General features: G+C 60.2%; 18 protein-coding genes. 15 read left to right on the top strand and 3 right to left on the bottom strand.

What is annotated here, in order from left to right; genetic code table 11:
* Positions 1–83: 83 nt before the first annotated feature.
* The 6 genes from O3306_RS03195 to O3306_RS03170 all read left to right on the top strand — a co-directional run bounded on the left by O3306_RS03195 (position 84) and on the right by O3306_RS03170 (position 6,743).
* Complete coding sequence (locus tag O3306_RS03195) at positions 84–365, top strand: PepSY domain-containing protein (RefSeq protein ID WP_272003232.1); 282 nt, start codon at positions 84–86, stop codon at positions 363–365.
* 213 nt (positions 366–578) lie between these two features.
* Complete coding sequence (locus O3306_RS03190; RefSeq protein WP_272003229.1) at positions 579–956, top strand: PepSY domain-containing protein; 378 nt, start codon at positions 579–581, stop codon at positions 954–956.
* A gap of 38 nt (positions 957–994) precedes the next feature.
* Positions 995–1,465: a DUF2271 domain-containing protein gene (locus tag O3306_RS03185; protein ID WP_272003226.1), complete on the top strand. Its 471-nt coding sequence runs from the start codon at positions 995–997 to the stop codon at positions 1,463–1,465.
* An 11-nt stretch (positions 1,466–1,476) separates the two neighbouring features.
* Entirely contained in the window at positions 1,477–3,684 is a 2,208-nt protein-coding gene (locus O3306_RS03180) for a PepSY domain-containing protein (RefSeq protein ID WP_272003223.1), read from the top strand.
* Positions 3,665–4,753, top strand: coding sequence for an FAD:protein FMN transferase (locus O3306_RS03175; protein WP_272003220.1), 1,089 nt, complete (start codon positions 3,665–3,667; stop codon positions 4,751–4,753). The genes O3306_RS03180 and O3306_RS03175 overlap by 20 nt, the downstream gene beginning before the upstream one ends.
* Before the next feature lie 115 nt (positions 4,754–4,868).
* The gene (locus O3306_RS03170; RefSeq protein ID WP_272003489.1) at positions 4,869–6,743 is read left to right on the top strand and encodes a heavy metal translocating P-type ATPase; all 1,875 of its coding nucleotides are present in this window, start codon (positions 4,869–4,871) and stop codon (positions 6,741–6,743) included.
* Positions 6,744–6,747: 4 nt separating this feature from the next.
* On the opposite strand, the gene O3306_RS03165 is transcribed toward O3306_RS03170, so the two are convergent.
* The 3 genes from O3306_RS03165 to O3306_RS03155 form a co-directional block, all read right to left on the bottom strand.
* The gene (locus tag O3306_RS03165; RefSeq protein ID WP_272003217.1) at positions 6,748–7,131 is read right to left on the bottom strand and encodes a hypothetical protein; all 384 of its coding nucleotides are present in this window, start codon (positions 7,129–7,131) and stop codon (positions 6,748–6,750) included.
* 580 nt (positions 7,132–7,711) lie between these two features.
* Positions 7,712–8,479, bottom strand: a complete 768-nt coding sequence (locus O3306_RS03160; RefSeq protein ID WP_272003214.1) for a maleate cis-trans isomerase family protein — start codon at positions 8,477–8,479, stop codon at positions 7,712–7,714.
* On the bottom strand, positions 8,476–9,177 hold the full coding sequence (locus O3306_RS03155) for a GntR family transcriptional regulator (protein ID WP_272003211.1): 702 nt from the start codon (positions 9,175–9,177) through the stop codon (positions 8,476–8,478). The genes O3306_RS03160 and O3306_RS03155 overlap by 4 nt, the downstream gene beginning before the upstream one ends.
* Positions 9,178–9,365: 188 nt before the next feature.
* Between O3306_RS03155 and O3306_RS03150 the strand changes: the two genes are divergently transcribed.
* The 9 genes from O3306_RS03150 to O3306_RS03110 all read left to right on the top strand — a co-directional run bounded on the left by O3306_RS03150 (position 9,366) and on the right by O3306_RS03110 (position 18,224).
* Positions 9,366–10,148: an SDR family oxidoreductase gene (locus tag O3306_RS03150; RefSeq protein ID WP_272003207.1), complete on the top strand. Its 783-nt coding sequence runs from the start codon at positions 9,366–9,368 to the stop codon at positions 10,146–10,148.
* Positions 10,149–10,177: 29 nt separating this feature from the next.
* Positions 10,178–11,674 (top strand): aldehyde dehydrogenase family protein, encoded by a 1,497-nt coding sequence (locus tag O3306_RS03145; protein WP_272003204.1) that lies wholly within the window; start codon positions 10,178–10,180, stop codon positions 11,672–11,674.
* Positions 11,667–12,464, top strand: a complete 798-nt coding sequence (locus tag O3306_RS03140) for an ABC transporter ATP-binding protein (RefSeq protein WP_272003201.1) — start codon at positions 11,667–11,669, stop codon at positions 12,462–12,464. Before O3306_RS03145 ends, O3306_RS03140 begins: the two co-directional genes overlap by 8 nt.
* On the top strand, positions 12,457–13,263 hold the full coding sequence (locus O3306_RS03135; protein WP_272003198.1) for an ABC transporter permease: 807 nt from the start codon (positions 12,457–12,459) through the stop codon (positions 13,261–13,263). Before O3306_RS03140 ends, O3306_RS03135 begins: the two co-directional genes overlap by 8 nt.
* A gap of 75 nt (positions 13,264–13,338) precedes the next feature.
* Entirely contained in the window at positions 13,339–14,340 is a 1,002-nt protein-coding gene (locus tag O3306_RS03130) for an ABC transporter substrate-binding protein (RefSeq protein ID WP_272003195.1), read from the top strand.
* A 66-nt stretch (positions 14,341–14,406) separates the two neighbouring features.
* Positions 14,407–15,348 (top strand): ABC transporter substrate-binding protein, encoded by a 942-nt coding sequence (locus O3306_RS03125; protein ID WP_272003192.1) that lies wholly within the window; start codon positions 14,407–14,409, stop codon positions 15,346–15,348.
* Positions 15,345–16,529 (top strand): NAD(P)/FAD-dependent oxidoreductase, encoded by a 1,185-nt coding sequence (locus tag O3306_RS03120; RefSeq protein ID WP_272003189.1) that lies wholly within the window; start codon positions 15,345–15,347, stop codon positions 16,527–16,529. The genes O3306_RS03125 and O3306_RS03120 overlap by 4 nt, the downstream gene beginning before the upstream one ends.
* Positions 16,526–16,786, top strand: a complete 261-nt coding sequence (locus O3306_RS03115; protein ID WP_272003187.1) for a (2Fe-2S)-binding protein — start codon at positions 16,526–16,528, stop codon at positions 16,784–16,786. The genes O3306_RS03120 and O3306_RS03115 overlap by 4 nt, the downstream gene beginning before the upstream one ends.
* Positions 16,776–18,224: an FAD-dependent oxidoreductase gene (locus O3306_RS03110; protein WP_272003185.1), complete on the top strand. Its 1,449-nt coding sequence runs from the start codon at positions 16,776–16,778 to the stop codon at positions 18,222–18,224. The genes O3306_RS03115 and O3306_RS03110 overlap by 11 nt, the downstream gene beginning before the upstream one ends.
* The last annotated feature ends 97 nt before the right edge of the window (positions 18,225–18,321 follow it).

Genomic DNA, 18,321 nt, shown 5'->3' with positions numbered 1-18,321 from the left:
CGGGTGGTTCGACCCCTTCAGGTTGCCGTCAGCTTCGGCGCGCATAAATTTCATCAAGATGGCCGCATAGGGGAGTTTGACTCATGAGGAAGACATTGACAATTCTTGGTTTTCTCGCGGCCTTTCCCGCCGGGGTCGCACTGGCGGATGACGACTGCTTCGTGCCGATGGCCGATTGGCAGCCGCGCGATGCCGTGGCCAGCCTGGCCGAAGAGAACGGCTGGACGGTGCGCCGCATCAAGATCGACGACGGTTGCTATGAAATCGAGGGTCGCGACGCCGAGGGGCGCCGGATCGAGGTCACGGTCCATCCGGCAACGCTTGAAGTGATCGAGTTCGAATATGAGGACGACGACGATGACTGAAGCGCACGCTCAGAGTGCGCCCGGTCCCGGCGAAATCGTCTGACCTCCCGGATTTTGTGGGCTGATCGCCCCTCGGTCTTGGCCTGGCCCCGCTCTCACCGGCGGGGCCTTCTCATTTCTGACGGCAAGCTGAAGCGAATTTCGCTCCGACGTCAGGAAAGCCTCAGGTCCACCCTCCAGATTGATCGCAGCAGACACAAAGGAGACCCCGCCATGAACAATACCCTGACCGTATTTGCATTGGCTGCACTTCTGCCCATAGGCGCAGCGCTCGCCGATGACGACGATTGCTCCGTGCCCCGCAGCCAGTGGCAGCCTCGGGAGGCCGCAATGCAGGTGGCCGAGCAGAACGGCTGGAGCGTGCGTGACTTCGAGATCGACGATGGCTGCTACGAGATCGAGGGCCGCGACAGCAGTGGCCGGGAGATCGAGGTGAAACTCGATCCGGCGACGTTGCAGGTTATCGAGATGGAATATGAGGACGACGACGATCGCGGCGGCGCCCGCAATCCAGCGCCGGCCGGCACCGCCCAGCCGCCGGAGAACGGCCTCTTCGAGAACGGCGCTTCTCCTCAGGTTCAGGTGAAATGATCTGCTCCGCTGCACCTCTTCGAACAAGGATCCATCCGATGAAATCGCTATTCGCCACGCTCGCGCTCACCACGGCGCTGACGTTCCCCGGCATCGCCACGGCACGGCCGGTGACGCTTACGACCACCCTCAACAACTATGGCGGGGACGGGGCTTACCTCGCTCTCTACGTCACCGACGCCTCGGGCGCCTATGTTGGCAGCCTCTGGATGGCTGGCGGAAAGTCCAAATACTATGAGCACCTGAGCGACTGGTACCGCGCCACGGGCGGTGACACCGCGCAGGTGAATGGCATCACCGGTGCCAGCGTCGGCGCGGGCCGCACGCTCGAGATCACGCTCGACCTTGCGGATGCGCTGTTCGATGCGGGTTACACGCTCCATATCGACGCCGCCGTCGAGGACATGCGCGACAGTCCGAACGAGGTGGCGGTGCCCCTGACGACCGATGGCGCCGGCACGCCCGTTCGCGGCCGCCGCTACGTCGCAAGTTTCGCTTACGACATGTGAGGAAAGAGGCCATGATACGGGCACTCCATCGCTGGCCAGGTCTTCTGGCACTGGCTCTCGTGACCATCCTGTGCATGAGCGGCGCGGCGCTATCGGTCTTTCCTGCGGCCGAGCGACTCGCCGCGCCGCAGGTGGAAGCCGGTCTGAGCATCGCCACCCTCGCGGACCGCATCCAGGCGGCCTATCCGGGCGTCGAGCAGATCCGCCGGTCTCCATCGGGCCGGATCACCGCCTACTGGTTCGACCAAGGCACGCCCGGCGCTGCCGTGATCGATCCGGCGACGGGTGAGGGCGTGGCCTCAGCCGACCCGAACCAGACCCTCCGCTGGCTCACCAACCTGCATCGCTCGCTGTTCCTCGGGGATGGGGGGCGTATTGCCATGGCGACGGGGGCTTTGGCGATGCTGGTCCTGTCGCTGTCCGGTGCTGCGCTGATCGTGCGGCGGGCCGGCGGCTGGCGACGCTGGTTCGCGCCTCAGCGGGGGCCGCTTGCCGCTCGACTGCATGTCGGGATTGCCCGCATCGCTGTGATCGGTCTCGTTCTGTCGTCCACTACGGCGTTGTGGATGACGGCCTCGACCTTCGATCTTCTCCCTGATGGTGGTGCAGCGCCAGCTTTCCCTGCGAAGGTGAGCGGCCAGACAGGCGTGGCCTTCGACCAGATGGCGCTCCTGACCGATACCCCCGTGGCCGAGCTGCGTGAGCTGAGCTTTCCTCATTCGAGCGATGCCGCCGACGTTTTCACGCTCAAGACAAACGGGGGCACAGGCTATCTCGACCAAGGCAGCGGCGCGTTGCTGGCTTGGGCTGACCTGTCCGGGTGGGAGCGCGTATCGGAAACCATCTACATGCTACACACCGGACAGGGCGCGGCGATGCTGGGGCTTGTGCTTGGACTGATGGCGCTTGGCGTGCCGGTGATAGGCGCGACGGGAGTGCTGATCTGGCTCGCCGGACGGCGCGGGCGGCCCCGCATCCGGGGCAATCAGCCAGCGAGCCGGGCCGAGACGATCCTGCTTGTCGGCAGCGAGGGCGGCAGCACCTGGGGCTTCGCCGCAACGCTGCACGCAGCGCTGTCGCAAGCCGGGCAGAGCGTGCATGTTGGCCCGATGTCGGGTTTCGCACCGAAGCGCTATGCGCGGGCGCAACGGATCATCCTGCTCGCCGCGACCTACGGCGACGGCGCGGCACCGACCTCGGCCAAGGGGTTCCTCGACCGGCTGAACGCCCTCGAACACACGCCGGACGCGCCGCTTGCGGTGCTTGGCTTTGGCGACCGCAGCTTTCCGGCCTACTGCGGCTATGCCCGGACCGTTGCCGAGGTCGCTGCGGCGAAGGGCTGGCCCGAACTCATGCCGCTCGACATGATCGACCGCCAGTCGCCTCAGGATTTCGCGCGCTGGGGTCGTGTGCTCGGAGACGCTCTCGGCATCGAGCTTGACCTGTCGCACCAGCCCGTTCTTCCGAAAAGCCAGACACTGACCCTGGTCTCGCGCCGGGACTATGGCGCCGAGGTGCAAGCCCCGACCGCGATCCTACGTTTTGCCCTGCCGCGCGTCTCGCTCTGGCAGCGGCTGACCGGGGGAGGGTTCGCGCGCTTCCTGGCCGGGGACCTGATCGGAATTTTGCCCGAAGGCAGCGCCGTCCCGCGGCTTTACTCGCTCGCCTCAGGAAGCCGCGACGGCTTCATCGAGATCGTGGTGAAAAAGCATGCCGGTGGCCTCTGCTCGGGCCAGCTTACGGCGCTGGAGCCGGGCGACACGGTGACCGGCTTCCTCCGTCGTAACCCCGGTTTTCGTCCGGGACGGAGCCGCGCGCCGCTGATCCTGATCGGTGCAGGGACCGGCATCGGGCCGCTTGCGGGCTTCATTCGCAGCAACAGGAGTGGCAGGCCGGTACACCTGTTCTTCGGCATGCGTGACCCCGACAGTGACTTCTTCTACGGCGAGGAATTTCCCGTCTGGAAGGAAGAAGGGCGGGTGACCCGGCTGTTCACCGCTGTCTCGCGCGGGGCGCGTCCGCACTACGTACAGGATGCTCTGCGGGGCGAGGCCACTCAGGTTGCGGAACTTATCCGAAACGGGGCTCGCGTGATGGTTTGTGGTGGACGCGACATGGCGGCGGGCGTGGCTGATGCGTTGGTCGAAATCCTCGCGCCGGCCGGGCTCACGCCGGCAGTTCTGAAGGCGGAGGGGCGGTATGTCGAAGATGTCTACTGAGAGTGTGCGCATCGCTCTGAACGGCTCGACGATGGGCACGCGCTGGTCGGCACTGTTCTTCGCGGAGCCGGGTGTCAACTCTGATCCGATCCGCGCGGCGCTGCAAGCGGCCGTGGACGAAGTGGACGGACAGATGTCGACCTGGAAGCCCGACAGCGACCTGATGCAGATCAACGCGGCGCGGGTGGGCCAATGGGTGGCGGTGCCCGAGCACCTTGGACACGTCCTGCGTCTGGGCCTCGAGATCGGGCGCGCCTCGTGCGGGGCCTTTGATGTCGGCATGGGGGACGCGGTGATGGCCTGGGGCTTCGGGCCGGAGGCCGCCGCGCCTGATGGCATCCGTGCCGCGATGGTCGCGCCGCGCCGCCCTGCGCATGAGGTGCTGGAGATCTGTGGCGACCAAGTGCGCAAGTCCGCGCCCATCGCGCTTGATCTCAACGGCATCGCCAAGGGCTATGGGGTGGACCGGCTGGCCGAGACATTGCGCAACCACGGGATCGACAATGGTCTCGTCGGCATCGACGGTGAAATGCGCGCGCTCGGCCTTCGGCCGGACGGAAAGGCATGGACCATCGCGGTCGAAGCGCCGGACCCGGAGCGTCGGGCTCCCCATTCGATTCTCGCGCTGCAGGACGCTGCCGTCGCGACCTCTGGCGATTACCGCCACTGGGTCGAGGTGCAGGGACGACGCCTTGCGCACTCGATGGACCCGAGGCTCGGCGCGCCGCTGATCGCTTCGCCGGCCTCTGTCACCGTCGTGGCCCGTACCTGTGCCGAGGCCGATGCTTGGGCGACGGCCCTCATGGTTCTCGGCGCCGATGCGGGCGCGGCGCTCGCAAGAAGACGCGGGCTCGACGCCCTGTTCCTGCTGCGTGATGATGACCACAGCACAAGGAGCGTGGGATTCGGACGGCTTTTTGCCGAAGAGCCAGCGGCAATCGCCTCGGCAGAGGGGGACGAGCCGCAAGGAAACAATCCGGACCGGTCGCTTAAAGATCGCGCGTTCGGTAGGGTTTTGCGGTGCGGATGGCTGCGCAACCCGCGCGACAGCGTTTACTGGCAACCGTAGGACAGATCATGATAGCTGAGTCTTACATTCCTGTTCTAGCATCCGGGTGGATATCGTGAAAAAGCTTTTTGCTGCAGATCGTGCCCTGGTGTTGACGGGCCTGACGCTCCTCGGGATGCTCCTGGCTGCGCTCGCTCTCTGGCCACTGCGGGACATTGCAGCCCAACGCACTTCCATGGTGGGTCTGCTGCTCGTGTATCTGGCCGGGGGGGTGCCTGCGACTTGGCGGGCGCTTGTGACCCTGTGGCAAGACCGCATTCTGGATATTGATCTGCTGATGGTTGTCGCGGCCATTGCGGCCGCAGCCGTTGGCGCACCCTTTGAGGGTGCGGTGTTGCTGACGTTGTTCAGCGTTTCGACAACCCTGGAAGAACGCGCACTCGGACGCGCGCGGCGGGCTGTCGAGGCCCTGATGGCGCTGCGCCCCGAGACCGCCTTGCGAAAGGCACCCGACGGCAGGGTCATGGAAATTCCAGCCGCCGAGCTGAAGGTCGATGACATCTTTGTTCTGCGGCCGGGTGCGCGCGTGCCCACCGACGGGGTGATCACCACCGGCCGTGGTGCGCTGGACGAGGCGAATATCACGGGTGAATCCATGCCCGTCAGCAAGCAGCAGGGCGCAAAGGTGTTCGAGGCGACGGTCAACCTCGACGGAGTGCTGGAAGTCGCGGTCACGAAAACGGTCGAGGAAAGCACCGTCGCGCGCATGATCGCGCTGGTCACCGAAGCGCAGGCGGAAAAGGCGCCGTCTGAACGTTTCAGCGAATGGTTCGGACAGCGGTATACAGTTGCGGTTCTGCTTGGTGCCATCCTCGCCTTCGCCGCCTTCATCTGGCTTGAGAATGAATGGCACGAGGCGCTCTATCGCGCGGCAGTGCTGCTGGTTGCGGCAAGCCCCTGCGCCATCGTGATTTCGGTTCCCGCCGCAATCCTGTCTGCACTCTCGGCCGCAGCGCGCGGGGGCGTACTGTTCAAGGGCGGGGCTGCGCTCGAAACGCTCGCGGCGGTCAATTCCTTTGCCTTCGACAAGACGGGCACGCTGACGACTGGCAAGGCATCGGTCACCAAAGTTGTTGCGCTTGACGGTAACGAGGAAGAATTCCTGTTCCTTCTGGCCGGCCTCGAAGCCAATTCGGAACACCACAGCGGCGCGGCGATCCGGCAGGAAGCGGCTGATCGCGGGATCACACCCGCCGAGGTGGAGAATGTCGTCACGCTGCCGAGCGAGGGTATCACCGGCGACAGGGCAGGTGAAAAACTGTGGGCTGGCAATCCACGCATGGCGGCACGGATGGGGGCAGGGATCGAACATGCGTCCCTGACGGTGCTAGCCGAGGACACCCAGACGGTCATTTATTTTGGCCGGGGTGCCCGGCTTCTCGGTGCCGTCAGCCTCGCGGATCAGACCCGCCCGAGTTCCAGACCGGCGCTGGCGGCGCTCCGCGAGAGCGGCGTTACGAAAATCCTCATGATGACCGGCGATAGAAAGCCGGTCGCCTTGCGGATAGGTCGCGAACTCGGCCTCCAGCCCGATGAAATCCATGCCGACATGCTCCCCGAGGACAAGCTTCGCATGATCGGCACGCTGGCGGCCGAGGGCAGGATCGCCTTTGTCGGAGATGGCGTCAATGACGCGGCAGCGCTCGCGCGGGCCGATGTGGGAATTGCGATGGGCGCGGCGGGGTCGGAAGTCGCCCTTCAGGCCGCCGACGTCGCGCTCTTGTCGGAAGATATGGGGCAGCTTGCGGAGGCGCACAGGCTGGCGCGCCGGACCGCTTCGATCATCCGTCAGAACCTTATCTTTGCCATGGGCGCCATGATCATACTCGTCACGGGCGGGCTGTTCTTCGATCTGCCCTTACCTTTGGCAGTGATCGGCCACGAAGGGGGGACGGTTCTGGTTGTGCTCAATGGCCTGCGTTTGCTCCGCACACCCCGCCGGAATGGCGAAACGAAAATGCCCGAGAATGCGGAAGCGGTCGCCTCTTGAGTGTTCAACCGGCGTTCACAGCAGCGGATTTTATGTTGAATTTCGAAAGGCAATGGCTTGGTCGGTAGAGAAGGTTCGACGCCAGTTTCGCAAATGACCCCGGCAATACGCTGTTGTCAGCAGCGGAGGTTTGCCAGTAGCCGACAGGATGACTCCTCGATCTGGCCAGTTCGGCTTCGATCATGAGCGATACAGGGCCTAGTCCCTTCGCCGAACTTGACGAGTTCTTTGCCTGGTGAAGACCTACATAGGTGAACTCGGGCTGACGCTGATGGCCTGTGCGCGCCTCGATATCGCTCAAGGAAATCCGGTCGACGAGGTGACCGCTATTGAGTTCGTGCCCGTCTAAGCTGACAGCAATGGCAACCGCAGCAAACGGCCAATACATATTTTCTGTGTTCGGGGAGAAGCACGGAAATATACGTCGAAACGATTACTTAGGAGATGAGCGGACAACTTTGATCGTGTCCTTTCGGTGCGGGCTCGCGTCCAATTCTGCCAAACCGACGTTACACAGGTTTGTACATATCGGAGACTGCCTCAAAGCTTGTTGCCTGGCCGCCACCCTAGAGGTCGGTATCGTTGCGCATTGCGCGTCTACTAAATCCTCAGAAGAAGACGGAGACAAAATGCCGGGGATTGATAAGGATCACTTTCAGAATTGGCTGCACATTTTGTTGCAGCCAAAATTTCGGAATTCCTCATCAGGTACGTGTTCAGTTCAGTCATCGACCAAGCCCTATGATCTTATTGCTCAGTCTTTGTCTTTCATACGTAATTGTCCACAATACGTAAGAATTGTGGCTATTTTGGAAACAATGGAAATTCCCCGCAAAGTTTGTGGCCGGCGAACCCTGCGAGACCTCTGCCGTTGAAGGGTTAGGGGCCATACCCCTTCTGTTTCCCTGCCCAATTCTCACTCGCAATATGTGGACGCCATCAATTTCCAGACAGCACGTTCTGGTTCACTATGCCGTTTGATCGAGAGGCATCGTAGCGAAGTCTTTGAAAACCCGACCCCAATTCGAAATGCGCCCCGGATCAAGACTCGCCAGGCGCATCGCGTGTGCTGCGGTAATGGAAACGGAATCGAGTATCGTAACACCCAGCTCGACCTCTAGCGCCGCGGCCACTGGTGCTCCGCGGAAATTGGTGCAGATAATCGCGATTGCATCAGGTTGCGATGGTGCCACGTCGCGGATCATATCGGCTATGCGCTCGGGCGGATAGCAGCCATAGGAGAAGTTTCCTTGATCCTTGAGGTGCCGTTCAGCGCTGATCTGGTATCCTTGCTTTTCGAAATTCGCGACGATCGTTGACTGTATTTCGCTTAAATATGGGGTGACAAATGCTAACCGTTTGACACCGAAATGGCTGAAATACGCATCATAGGCGAGCATGGACGAGGTGGCCGGGATGCCGGTGCGTTCCGTGATGGCGCGGCAGAGCGCCCGATCCTGTTCGAGTCCCAGCCAAGAGGCGGCCGTGCCACACCACGCAATGCAGTGCGGATTCGCCTCGGCCAGACGATCGGCAGCTTCGAGGATGGTTTCCAATTGGAATTGGTCACGCGAAGCTCCCGAGTTCGAGATTTCGACCACGCGGAAGCGATTGAAATGCACCGAGGCATCTTCTCCGAAGGTGGCGAACATCGCCGAGGTGTAGGGCTCCAGTACCGTGTTCGAAGACGGCACCAACATGCCGACGCGTCGAGCGGGGTGGTGGTCGTTCGTCATAGTTTCAAGCTCCGTGCCAGGATAAGTGCATCGTCAGCGAGCATCCGAACATGATCATTCATGGCTTGTGCGGCCGCTTTTCCGTCGCGATTTTTCAGAGCAAGGGCCAGTGCTTCATGCTCTTTCTCTGCAGTTTCCCGACGGTCGGGTCGGAAGGTGATGAAACGCCTGTAAGGGGTCAGGCGTTTGCCAAGCTGCGTAATTTGATCGGCGAGCGCGCGATTGTCTGCGGCAACATGAATGGCATGATGAAAGGCGTCGTTGCGGTCCATATACAGTGCGGCATCATTGCTGTTCGCCGCCTCGCAGCAAGCCTGATAGGCGCCTGCGATCTGGTCGGCGTGAAAATCGGTCATCCGCTCGCAGGCGAGGCGCGAGGCGACGGCCTCCAGCTCACCGACCAGTTCGAATATTTCCATCACCTCGCTGACAGTCGGGCGCGCCACAACGGCACCGATCCTTGGCTTTAACACGACCAGCCCCGTGGTGGCCAGTGCACGTAGCGCCTCACGGACGGGGGTGCGCGACACGGCAAAACGCTCGCTCAGCGTCACCTCATCGAGCCGCTGACCGGGGGCAATATCGCCGTTGAGAATCTCTGCTTCCAGGGCCTGGATGATGCGTTCGGTTTGGGTGAGTTTTGGGTTTTCCGTCTTTTCTTCAAAAGAACCCTGCGATGCGGCATTATTTTTTATCATTATATTCAAATCCTTATTCCTATAATGCTTAAAATTTAAGCAACGAACGTTTCACCTCAACATTTTTGTATGCATCTCGCATACATAATGCTAGCCTGATTCGAGAGATCTGGCCATCACGGGTGTCCAACAGACATCAGGCTCCATGCGCCGGGCATTCGATATTCTAGAGTTGAGAGGCGTCGATTATGGATCTGAGATTAACGGGCAAGCGCGTATTGATCACCGGGGCCTCGCAGGGGATCGGTGAGGGTGTGGCAGAAGTTTTTGCCGAAGAAGGCGCCGTTCTGCATCTGACGGCGCGCAACGAGGCCAATCTTACCCGAGTTGCCACGCATCTGCGCAAAACATATGGCGCTGAGGTTTCGATTTACCCGATGGATCTGGGGGGTGGTCAGGCCCCGCTGGATCTGGCCGATGCCGTGGGCGATGTGGATATCCTGATCAACAATGCAGGTGTTATTCCCGGCGGTAATCTTTTCTCCACCGACGATGCAACATGGCGCCAAAACTGGGACCTCAAAGTATTCGGCTATATCAACATGTGCCGGGTCTACTACGAGCGCATGAAGGCGGCAGGTGGTGGTGTCATCATCAACGATATCGGAAATGCCGGCGAACGGTTTGATGCCGACTACATTGCAGGGACCACCGGCAACGCCAGCCTGATGGCCTTTACCCGCGCCCTGGGCGGTCGCAGCCTTGACGACAATATCCGGGTTGTTGGCGTAAATCCGGGACCGGTCGATACCACCCGCATCTACACGCTCCTCAAGCGGCGCGCGGTTGATTGGTACGGTGACGAGTCTCGTTGGGAGGAATTGCTGGCGACCTATCCGTTGAAGCGCCCTGCCAAGGTGGCTGAAATCGCCGATCTCATGGCCTTTTTGGCCTCCGAGCGGTCAGGTTATACATCTGGAGCAATCTTCACCGTTGATGGCGGTATTGCTTCTCGGGCCTCGATTATCTGATGGAGCAGGTCACCGCATTTCAACCCTCCATGGATCCTGCATCGGGGCAGAGCTTTCCTCTGCATGTCGGCGGGCAATGGTGTGCGGCGCTAGACGGCGCCCAACGCGATGTGCTGAATCCTGCGACCGGTGCTACGAGTTGGCATGTGGCCGAGGCCGGTCAGGCCGATGTCGCGCATGCCTGCGAGGTGGCGCACGCGGCCTTCCCGGATTGGGCGGCATCTACCACTGACGCGCGAGCCAAAGCGTTGCGCAACTTGGCGCAGATTATCCGCGAGCGGATGGGCGAACTGGCGGTCCTTGAAGCGTCGGTTACCGGACGTCCCGTCCGCGAGATGCGCGCACAGATGGGGCGCATTCCCGAGTGGTTTGAGTATTTTGCAGGCATCATCCTGGGCCTGGAAGGTAGCTCGAACGCGCTTCAGGGTGGGTTCCTGAACTACACGCAATACCGTCCGCATGGTGTTTGCGCGCTGCTGACACCGTGGAACCATCCGATCCTTATCCTGAGCAAGAAATTGGCTGCTGCACTTGCCGCTGGGAATTCGGTCGTTGTGAAACCCTCGGAACTGGCCCCGATTACGCCGCTTATTCTGTCCCAGTGGGCCGTCGAGGCGGGAATTCCCGCTGGGGTCATTAATGTAGTAACGGGTGGGGCCGAAACCGGCGCCGCGCTGGTGGCTGATCCGCATGTCAGGCATATCGACCTGACAGGCGGTACGGAAACCGGCAAACGCGTGGCCGCCGCCGCCGCCGAGCGCCTGGTGCCCTGTGCGCTGGAATTGGGTGGCAAAACACCGGTCATTGTCTTTGACAGCGCCGAACTGGATGAGGCTGTCGCGGGCGCGTTGTTTTCGGGTTTCGTGGCCGCAGGGCAGACCTGCGTCTCTGGTAGCCGTTTCTTGGTGCAGCGCGGCGTATACGACGCTTTCCTTGACCGTCTTTCGGCGCGGGTAGGGATGCTCCGTCAAGGCGACCCGGCCGACCCGGGCACAGATATCGGTCCAGTGATATCGGCCCGGTCGCGCGACCGTTGCATGAATTTTATCCGAGAGGCCGAAACCGCTGGCGCGCGTTTGGTCGCGGGCGGGCATTTGGGCGATTTGCCCGAAGGCTTCGAAAGCGGGTTCTTCGTACCGCCTACGGTGTTTGCAGACGTCACTCAGGACATGCCTCTTTTCCGTGACGAAGTGTTCGGCCCCGTGGTCAGTGTCACTCCGTTCGAGGATGAGGCCGACGCGATCCGTCTCGCCAATGCCGGGCCGTTTGCATTGGGTGCGTCAGTGTGGACGCGCGACATTCTTTTGGCACATCGCGTGACCGAAGGGCTGGATGCCGGTGTCATCTGGATCAACGATCATCACAAGAATGACCCACGCGCGATCTGGGGTGGTTCGGGGGCCAGTGGCTATGGTCATGAAAATGGCTGGGACGGGTTACTGCATTACATGATCAAGCGCTCGGTCACGGTGCGCACGGCTCAGGTCTTCTCGGATTGGTTTGGAGGAGGGCAGCGTTATGGGTAGCACTGTTGTGATGGATGATCCTGCCGTTCAGGTAGAGAAACTGACGCTGATCTATGAGAGTAACAATCAGAGGGTCGAGGCGCTTCACAATGTCGATCTAACCGTAGACAAAGGCAGCTTCGTTTCACTGATCGGCCCGTCGGGTTGTGGCAAGAGTACATTGTTGCGGGTTCTGGGTGATCTTCTGACCCCAACCAGCGGGCAAGTCCTGATCAACAGGAAAACCCCGCGCGAAGAGCGGTTGGAGCGCAGGATCGGCTTTGTTTTTCAAGAGCCGGCGCTGCTGGAGTGGCGTAGCATTCTGGCCAATGTGATGCTGCCGCTTGAATTGCGCGGGACGCCCAGAGAGGAACGCGAGACCCGGGCGCATGAGCTGATGAAAATCGTCGGCCTCACAGGGTTTGAGAATGCCTATCCGCGGCAGCTGTCCGGGGGTATGCGTCAACGTGCGGCAATTGCGAGGGCCTTGTCCACCCGACCTGACATCCTGCTGATGGACGAACCCTTTGGCGCGTTGGATCAGATCACCCGCGACCGGTTGAACATGGAACTTTTACAGATTCATGAGGTGACCGGCATCACCGTCGTTCTGGTGACGCATTCCATCCGGGAAGCGGTGCTTTTGTCTGATCGGATCATGGTCATGTCACCGCGCCCAGGACGTATTTCGCGCATCATTACCAACGATACCCCGCGCCCCAGAACACTGGAAAGCCGCAACAGCGAAGCGTTCGATGCGTTGGTCCGCGAAGGTAACCGAGAGCTTGAAAAGGGCTGTGCCGATGGCTGATACCGTGACACCCCAAAACTCCAGAAGCACGGCAAAACGTGTGATGGACAATGTCGGCCCGCCGCTTGTCGTACTGACCGTGATGCTGATCGTCTGGGAGGCAGCGTGCCGGTGGCTGGATATCGCCGTCTATATCCTGCCTGCGCCGTCGGATGTGTTTTCGGCCTTCGCCAAACATGGCGGAACCTTGCTGTATCATACCGGAATTACGTCGATGGAGGCGGTCTCGGGCTTTGTTATCGGCTCGGCACTTGGCGCGATCCTTGGCACGATGTTTGCCTATTCGCGGTTTCTGGCAAGAGGCTTTCTGCCATTCATCATTGCGGCCAACACGATCCCGGTCGTCGCCATCGCCCCGATCATCATCATCTGGTTCGGACATGGCATCACATCGAAAATCGCTGTGACGGCCTTCCTGTCCTTCTTTCCGCTGGCGCTGAACATGATGAAAGGCCTGCAAAGCTATGATCGCGTGGTGATGGATGTTTTTTATATCGCCGGAGCAAGCCCGATGCAGCGGTTCTTCAAGATGCGGCTGCCGAATGCGCTTCCTTACGTCTTCGTAGGACTGAAGTTGAATGTGACCTTCTCTGTCATCGGCGCGATCGTTGCTGAATTCGTGCAGGCGGACAGGGGGTTGGGCTTTGTTATCATGACTGCCTATCGCTCCATGGGGATGCCACGCCTGTGGGCTGCGATGCTTTTGTCGGCGCTGCTGGGAATTGTGTTTTTCCTGATCATAGCGCTGCTCGAACGCATTTTCGTGCCGTGGCATGCATCCATGGACGAGCGTGACTGAACATCACCAAGCCACAATAGACAAGAAACGAAACGACCCAAAAACAGTAATAAAGCAATCAGGGAGTATCAAATCATGAAAACCAAATCTTATTGCCTTGCCGCGATGGCCGCCACAGCGATTTCCGCCGCAGGCCTGTCTCACGCAGAATCCATGCGTCTGGAATGGGTCATCCAGGGGCAGTTCGCCGGCCCTATCGTGGCCTTTGATAAAGGATACTACAAAGAAGCGGGGATCGAGATGAGCCTGCAACCCGCCGGGCCGGACCTGAAGCCTACCACGATGGTTGCCACCGGCGTCGATAGTTTTGGCATCGGCCATCCACATCAAATGATCGCAGCGCGCTCGAACGATGTCCCTCTGGTCACGGTCAGTCAATGGGGCCAAAAATCCGCGACCACCTATGTGACGCGCAAGGACAGCGGGATTGAATCGCTGGCCGACATGCCCGGCAAATCTGTTGGCCTGTGGTTCGGTGGCGACGAGCACGAGTTTCTGGCGATGCTCGCGAATGAAGGTATCGAGCAGGGCGATGTCAAGATCATCAGCCAAGGATACGATATCATCAGCTGGCTGAATGGTGATTACGACGTGACACAGGTCGCGCGCTACAATGAATTGCTGTTGATCTACGCTAACGGCTACCCACCTGAAAAGCTGAACTTTCTTAATGCCGAAGACGCTGGCGTGACATTCGTCAGTGGCGGGCTGTTCACCACCGAGAAGCAGATCTCCGAGCATCCCGAGGTTGTGCAGGCTGTCGTTACCGCCAGCTTGCGTGGGTGGAAAGAGGCATTCGAAGATCCCGAAGCCGCCGCCGAAATCGTCATGAAATACAACACCGAACTGGAGCATGATTTCCAGGTGGCCCAGATCAAGGCGATGAATGACATTGCCTGTGCCGGCCCATCGTTGGAGGGCAGATTTGGCGAGTCCGAAATGGCAGATTGGGAGACTGTGCAGGGCATCCTGCTGGAGGCGGGGCTGATTGATAGCGAGATCGACTTGTCAAAAGGCTTTACCAATCAATTCGTGGATGCCGCCCCGGCCGAGTATCGGGACATTCCCTGCTCGTAAGTTACCAACACATCAACAGGCGAGCCGCACACTGCGGCTTGCCTATCGCAAAAGGATCCAGCCGCAATGAGAGTAATTCGTATCAGGCTTTTGTGGCACAAACAGGCGCAGTTCGCTGGCTATCTACTGGCAGAAAAGCTGCAACTGGCCCGCAAGGCTGGGGTGGAGATTGTTTGTGAAGGGCTGGATTTCTCCTGCAAACACGTCGCATCAATCTTGACCGGACAGGCCGAAATGGCTGTTGCAAGCCCGGCTCATCTGATGGAATCCGCAGACCCTGATCGTTTGCGCTGGCTGATGACCATTCAGCAGAAAAGCCCGCTGGTCTATCCTGCGCGCCGCTCGGATGGTATTTCGGAGCTGGGCGATTTGCGTGGGCGCAAGGTGGGTGTCTGGCCCGGTGGCGAGGATTTGGAATTCCGCTGGATGTTGCATCACGCCGGGATTTCCGAGGCTGATGTCGAGCGCGTTGAAATGCCCGATACGGTGACGCCATTTCTTGATGGTGAAACCTCGTCAGGGCAAATGACAGTCTATCATGAGCTGCACGCTGTCGAAGACCAAATACCGGCAAGCGATCTCGTCCTTTTCGATGCGCAGACACTGAATTGCAGCATCCTCAAGGATGGTCTTGTCGCCGATGCAGGTCTTTGCCGGGACGAGCCCCAAGTGGTGCAGGCCGTGGTAGACGCGGTGCTGGAAGGTTGGAGCATGACCATTGAGGACCCGGAACAGGCGCTTGATGCCTGTTGCGAGGCGCGCCCGGATATGTCCCGCGCTATGCACGCCGATCAGTTGCGCCAAATTCTCGACCTGTCACTGGTTGGTGCCACTCGAACTCAAGGTCTTGGCTATCCAGATCCGGCACATATGGAGCGCGCCGCACAGGCCATGCGCGATATCGAGGGCCACGCGCCAGACACCGGCCCCCTTCGTGACGCACGGTTTTGGGAGGCCGCACCAGATCAGTTCCGCCGTACTGAATGGCCTGCGGAGCGCAGTAAATGACAGACTTGCCGACATCGTCGGACGTCGTTGTTGTCGGTGGCGGTGTCATCGGCATGTTCATCGCATTTTCCCTTGCCGAAGCCGGAATGAAACCGCTCCTGCTGGAAGCTCGCGCCTTTGGTGGTGCCGTTACGGGGGGCAGCCTTGCAGCTATTGGCACGCATATGCACGGGAGAGAGGAATTCGACATTCTCGCCTATGCCCGAGGCCGCTGGCGGGCGTTTTCAGATGCCTCGCAGGATAGGATAGAATACAACGCCTGCGGCAAGATGGGGTTCATCCTGAATGACGCTGAACTGGCCGCAGGAAAATCTCTGGTCGCCCAGGAAAAATCTCAGGGAGCGCGCTCAGAGCTGCTGACCCCCGAACAGGCGCGACTTCACGAACCGCTGCTGAAAGGCCCAATTCTGGCGGCAACCTTTGATCCCGATACAGCCACGGTAAATCCCTTTCTGGCGGTGCGTGCATTGATGAAGGCGGCGCGTAAGGCCGGTGCGCAACTCCGAGAAAATACGCCTGTTGCGCGCGTGTTAAGTGACGCCGGGCTGGTCACAGGAGTTCAGACTGCTTCAGGGCATTGCATCTCTGCGCCCCATGTCGTGTTGGCCTGTGGTCCGTGGACTGCGAAACTAGCGGCCAATTTCGACATCAATCTATCTATTGTGCCGAGACAGGCGCAATGCCTTGCCTCAATCCGTCAACCACTCGGAACACTGCATAAGGTCATCAGCTCGTGTGAAGCGGAAGGCGGCGTTGACAGCGGCTACACCCAGATTCAACAATGCCCCAGCGGGCAAATTCTGTTCAACACCGTCACGGCCCCGATCCCGACCCCCGAAGGGGCCGAAGATCGCGTGGGCGAGGTGCCGCCGGGCTTTGTCGCGGACTCGGTGGAAACACTGTTGAAGCTTTTCCCCGCGCTGAAAAGCCTGCCGATACTGCGTTCTTGGGTACGGTTTGAGGGGGTCACGCCTGACGCGCGATTTTTGGCCGGGCCGTTGCCGACGGCAGGTCTGTTTGTCTGCGCGGGAGACAATGGATCGGGCTTTTGCCGCGCGCCGCTTTTGGCGCAGTTCATTGCGGATGGTATCACGGGTGCAGGGACACTACCCGACGCCATGCGTCGCGATACAGAGCGTCTTTATAACCCCTTTCGGTTCAGCGAGGGGCACACAGCATGAGCAAAACCATTCAGATTCTCATTAATGGTGACCCGATCACCTGTTCCCCGGGCATTCCGCTTAGTCAGGTTTTGACCCAACATTACACTTCATGGCGCAAAAGCCCGCGGTTGCATCAGCCGCGTGGAATGTATTGCGGTATGGGGGTCTGTTTTGAATGCATGGTGATTGTGAATGGTACGTTGCGCCGGTCCTGTCTGACAGATTGTGCCGATGGAATGACTGTCATCATCGAAAGGACATCCGATGACGGCTGAACATCTTTGCTGTGATGTGGCCGTTGTCGGCGCAGGACCGGCCGGGTTGGCCGCGTCGCTGGCTGCCGCCGAGGCCAATGCTGTCGTGATTTGCATAGATCAATTCCCCCGCGCCGGTGGCCAATATCATATGCAGCCCAATGCATCCGGTACTCCCTTCGCAAACACGCCACAGGTGCAGCAGGGGCAGCAGGCCATCCAGGCCTGCGAGGCCGCAAATGTTCGATTTTTGACCGGAGCCGAACTGTTTTGGGCAGAGCCCCCAAAAACGCCTGACGCTCCGTTCCGACTGCATCTTGCGCGCGATGACCAAGCGATTGTCATTGAAGCGAAAACCGTCGTCGCGGCCACCGGAGCGATGGAGCGACCAATGCCTTTCCCGGGATGGACATTGCCCGGTGTTATCGGCGCAGGGGCAGGGCAGCGGCTGTTGAAAACCTCTGGGGCGACCTGTGCGTTGCCATTCGAGGGCAAGACGGTATTGGCCGGGAGCGGCCCGTTTCTGCTGGCGGTGGCATCCACCTTTGCCAAGGCGGGGCAGGGGATAGATCATTTCGTTGAACGACAGCCCGCAGCGCTATGGACCAAGGCAAAAGCGATGCTGCGGCATCCTTCGCGCCTGCCGGATGCGATTGCATTGCTGCGTGATCTGTCCCGGACCGGCGCAAGGCGTCACATGGGCGCAATCGTGACCCGTGCCATGGGCAACGGCAAGGTCGAGGCGGTTGAGATTTCGCCGGTTGGGGCGAATGGACAACCTGATTTGCAACAGTCGTTCGTGGTGGATGGCGTCGGCGCGTTATGTATCGGTTATGGCTTCCAGCCTGTGATCGATTTGACCACCGCGCTGGGTGCTGCTCATTCCTATGACCTCAGCCTTGGTGGCTGGTATTGTGGGGTCGATGCCATGAGCGGCGCGACCTCCGTTTCCGGCCTTTATGCTGCAGGCGAAGTGACCGGCCTTGGTGGTGCAAACCCCGCACGCATTTCGGGCCAATTGGCGGGTCTGCACGCGGCGGCGACCTGCGTAAAAGAAACGTCTGGTTTAAATGACACGGCTATTCAGGCCATAGTCACGCAACTGAACAAGCACCGCGCTTTTGCCGCCACGCTCGCACAGCTTTATCCGATGCCTGAGAGTTTCCCTGTGCCGTTGGCCGAGGATGACGTTGTTTGCCGGTGCGAGGATGTGACACTGGCCGACATAAACGCTGCGATCGCCGAAGGTGCACGGGAGAATTTGGCAGTCAAGATGTGGACCCGCGCAGGCATGGGGCTGTGCCAAGGCCGAAACTGCGGCGCGAGCATTGCGGCGACCTTGAGAGAAGCGGGCGTTGAGCCTGAGCATACCGGCTACAACCGTAGTCATTTTCCCCTGCGTCCCGTATCTGCGCGGATTGCCAAGGAAGCGCTCACATGTGAATTCTCACCTGATTGAACCTCGCCGCTTGGCCGAAATCCACAAACGATCTTGCCAAGAAAAATATCCAACACCTTGATGCGCATCAGGTGCTCCTCTCTCCACCTATTCCCGC

This window comes from Roseovarius sp. ZX-A-9, assembly GCF_028369135.1.
Taxonomy (GTDB): domain Bacteria; phylum Pseudomonadota; class Alphaproteobacteria; order Rhodobacterales; family Rhodobacteraceae; genus Roseovarius.
This window is presented reverse-complemented; position numbering and strand designations above follow the sequence as displayed.

What these genes read in the sequence shown, in the direction of transcription:
- O3306_RS03110 (WP_272003185.1), top strand. Translation starts at nt 16,776, where the DNA reads ATGACGGCTGAACATCTTTGCTGTGATGTGGCCGTTGTCGGCGCAGGA.
- O3306_RS03195 (WP_272003232.1), top strand. Translation starts at nt 84, where the DNA reads ATGAGGAAGACATTGACAATTCTTGGTTTTCTCGCGGCCTTTCCCGCC.
- O3306_RS03125 (WP_272003192.1), top strand. Translation starts at nt 14,407, where the DNA reads ATGAGAGTAATTCGTATCAGGCTTTTGTGGCACAAACAGGCGCAGTTC.
- O3306_RS03165 (WP_272003217.1), bottom strand. Translation starts at nt 7,131, where the DNA reads ATGTATTGGCCGTTTGCTGCGGTTGCCATTGCTGTCAGCTTAGACGGG.
- O3306_RS03115 (WP_272003187.1), top strand. Translation starts at nt 16,526, where the DNA reads ATGAGCAAAACCATTCAGATTCTCATTAATGGTGACCCGATCACCTGT.
- O3306_RS03190 (WP_272003229.1), top strand. Translation starts at nt 579, where the DNA reads ATGAACAATACCCTGACCGTATTTGCATTGGCTGCACTTCTGCCCATA.
- O3306_RS03130 (WP_272003195.1), top strand. Translation starts at nt 13,339, where the DNA reads ATGAAAACCAAATCTTATTGCCTTGCCGCGATGGCCGCCACAGCGATT.
- O3306_RS03185 (WP_272003226.1), top strand. Translation starts at nt 995, where the DNA reads ATGAAATCGCTATTCGCCACGCTCGCGCTCACCACGGCGCTGACGTTC.
- O3306_RS03135 (WP_272003198.1), top strand. Translation starts at nt 12,457, where the DNA reads ATGGCTGATACCGTGACACCCCAAAACTCCAGAAGCACGGCAAAACGT.
- O3306_RS03155 (WP_272003211.1), bottom strand. Translation starts at nt 9,177, where the DNA reads ATGATAAAAAATAATGCCGCATCGCAGGGTTCTTTTGAAGAAAAGACG.
- O3306_RS03160 (WP_272003214.1), bottom strand. Translation starts at nt 8,479, where the DNA reads ATGACGAACGACCACCACCCCGCTCGACGCGTCGGCATGTTGGTGCCG.
- O3306_RS03170 (WP_272003489.1), top strand. Translation starts at nt 4,869, where the DNA reads ATGCTCCTGGCTGCGCTCGCTCTCTGGCCACTGCGGGACATTGCAGCC.
- O3306_RS03145 (WP_272003204.1), top strand. Translation starts at nt 10,178, where the DNA reads ATGGATCCTGCATCGGGGCAGAGCTTTCCTCTGCATGTCGGCGGGCAA.
- O3306_RS03150 (WP_272003207.1), top strand. Translation starts at nt 9,366, where the DNA reads ATGGATCTGAGATTAACGGGCAAGCGCGTATTGATCACCGGGGCCTCG.
- O3306_RS03140 (WP_272003201.1), top strand. Translation starts at nt 11,667, where the DNA reads ATGGGTAGCACTGTTGTGATGGATGATCCTGCCGTTCAGGTAGAGAAA.
- O3306_RS03175 (WP_272003220.1), top strand. Translation starts at nt 3,665, where the DNA reads ATGTCGAAGATGTCTACTGAGAGTGTGCGCATCGCTCTGAACGGCTCG.
- O3306_RS03180 (WP_272003223.1), top strand. Translation starts at nt 1,477, where the DNA reads ATGATACGGGCACTCCATCGCTGGCCAGGTCTTCTGGCACTGGCTCTC.
- O3306_RS03120 (WP_272003189.1), top strand. Translation starts at nt 15,345, where the DNA reads ATGACAGACTTGCCGACATCGTCGGACGTCGTTGTTGTCGGTGGCGGT.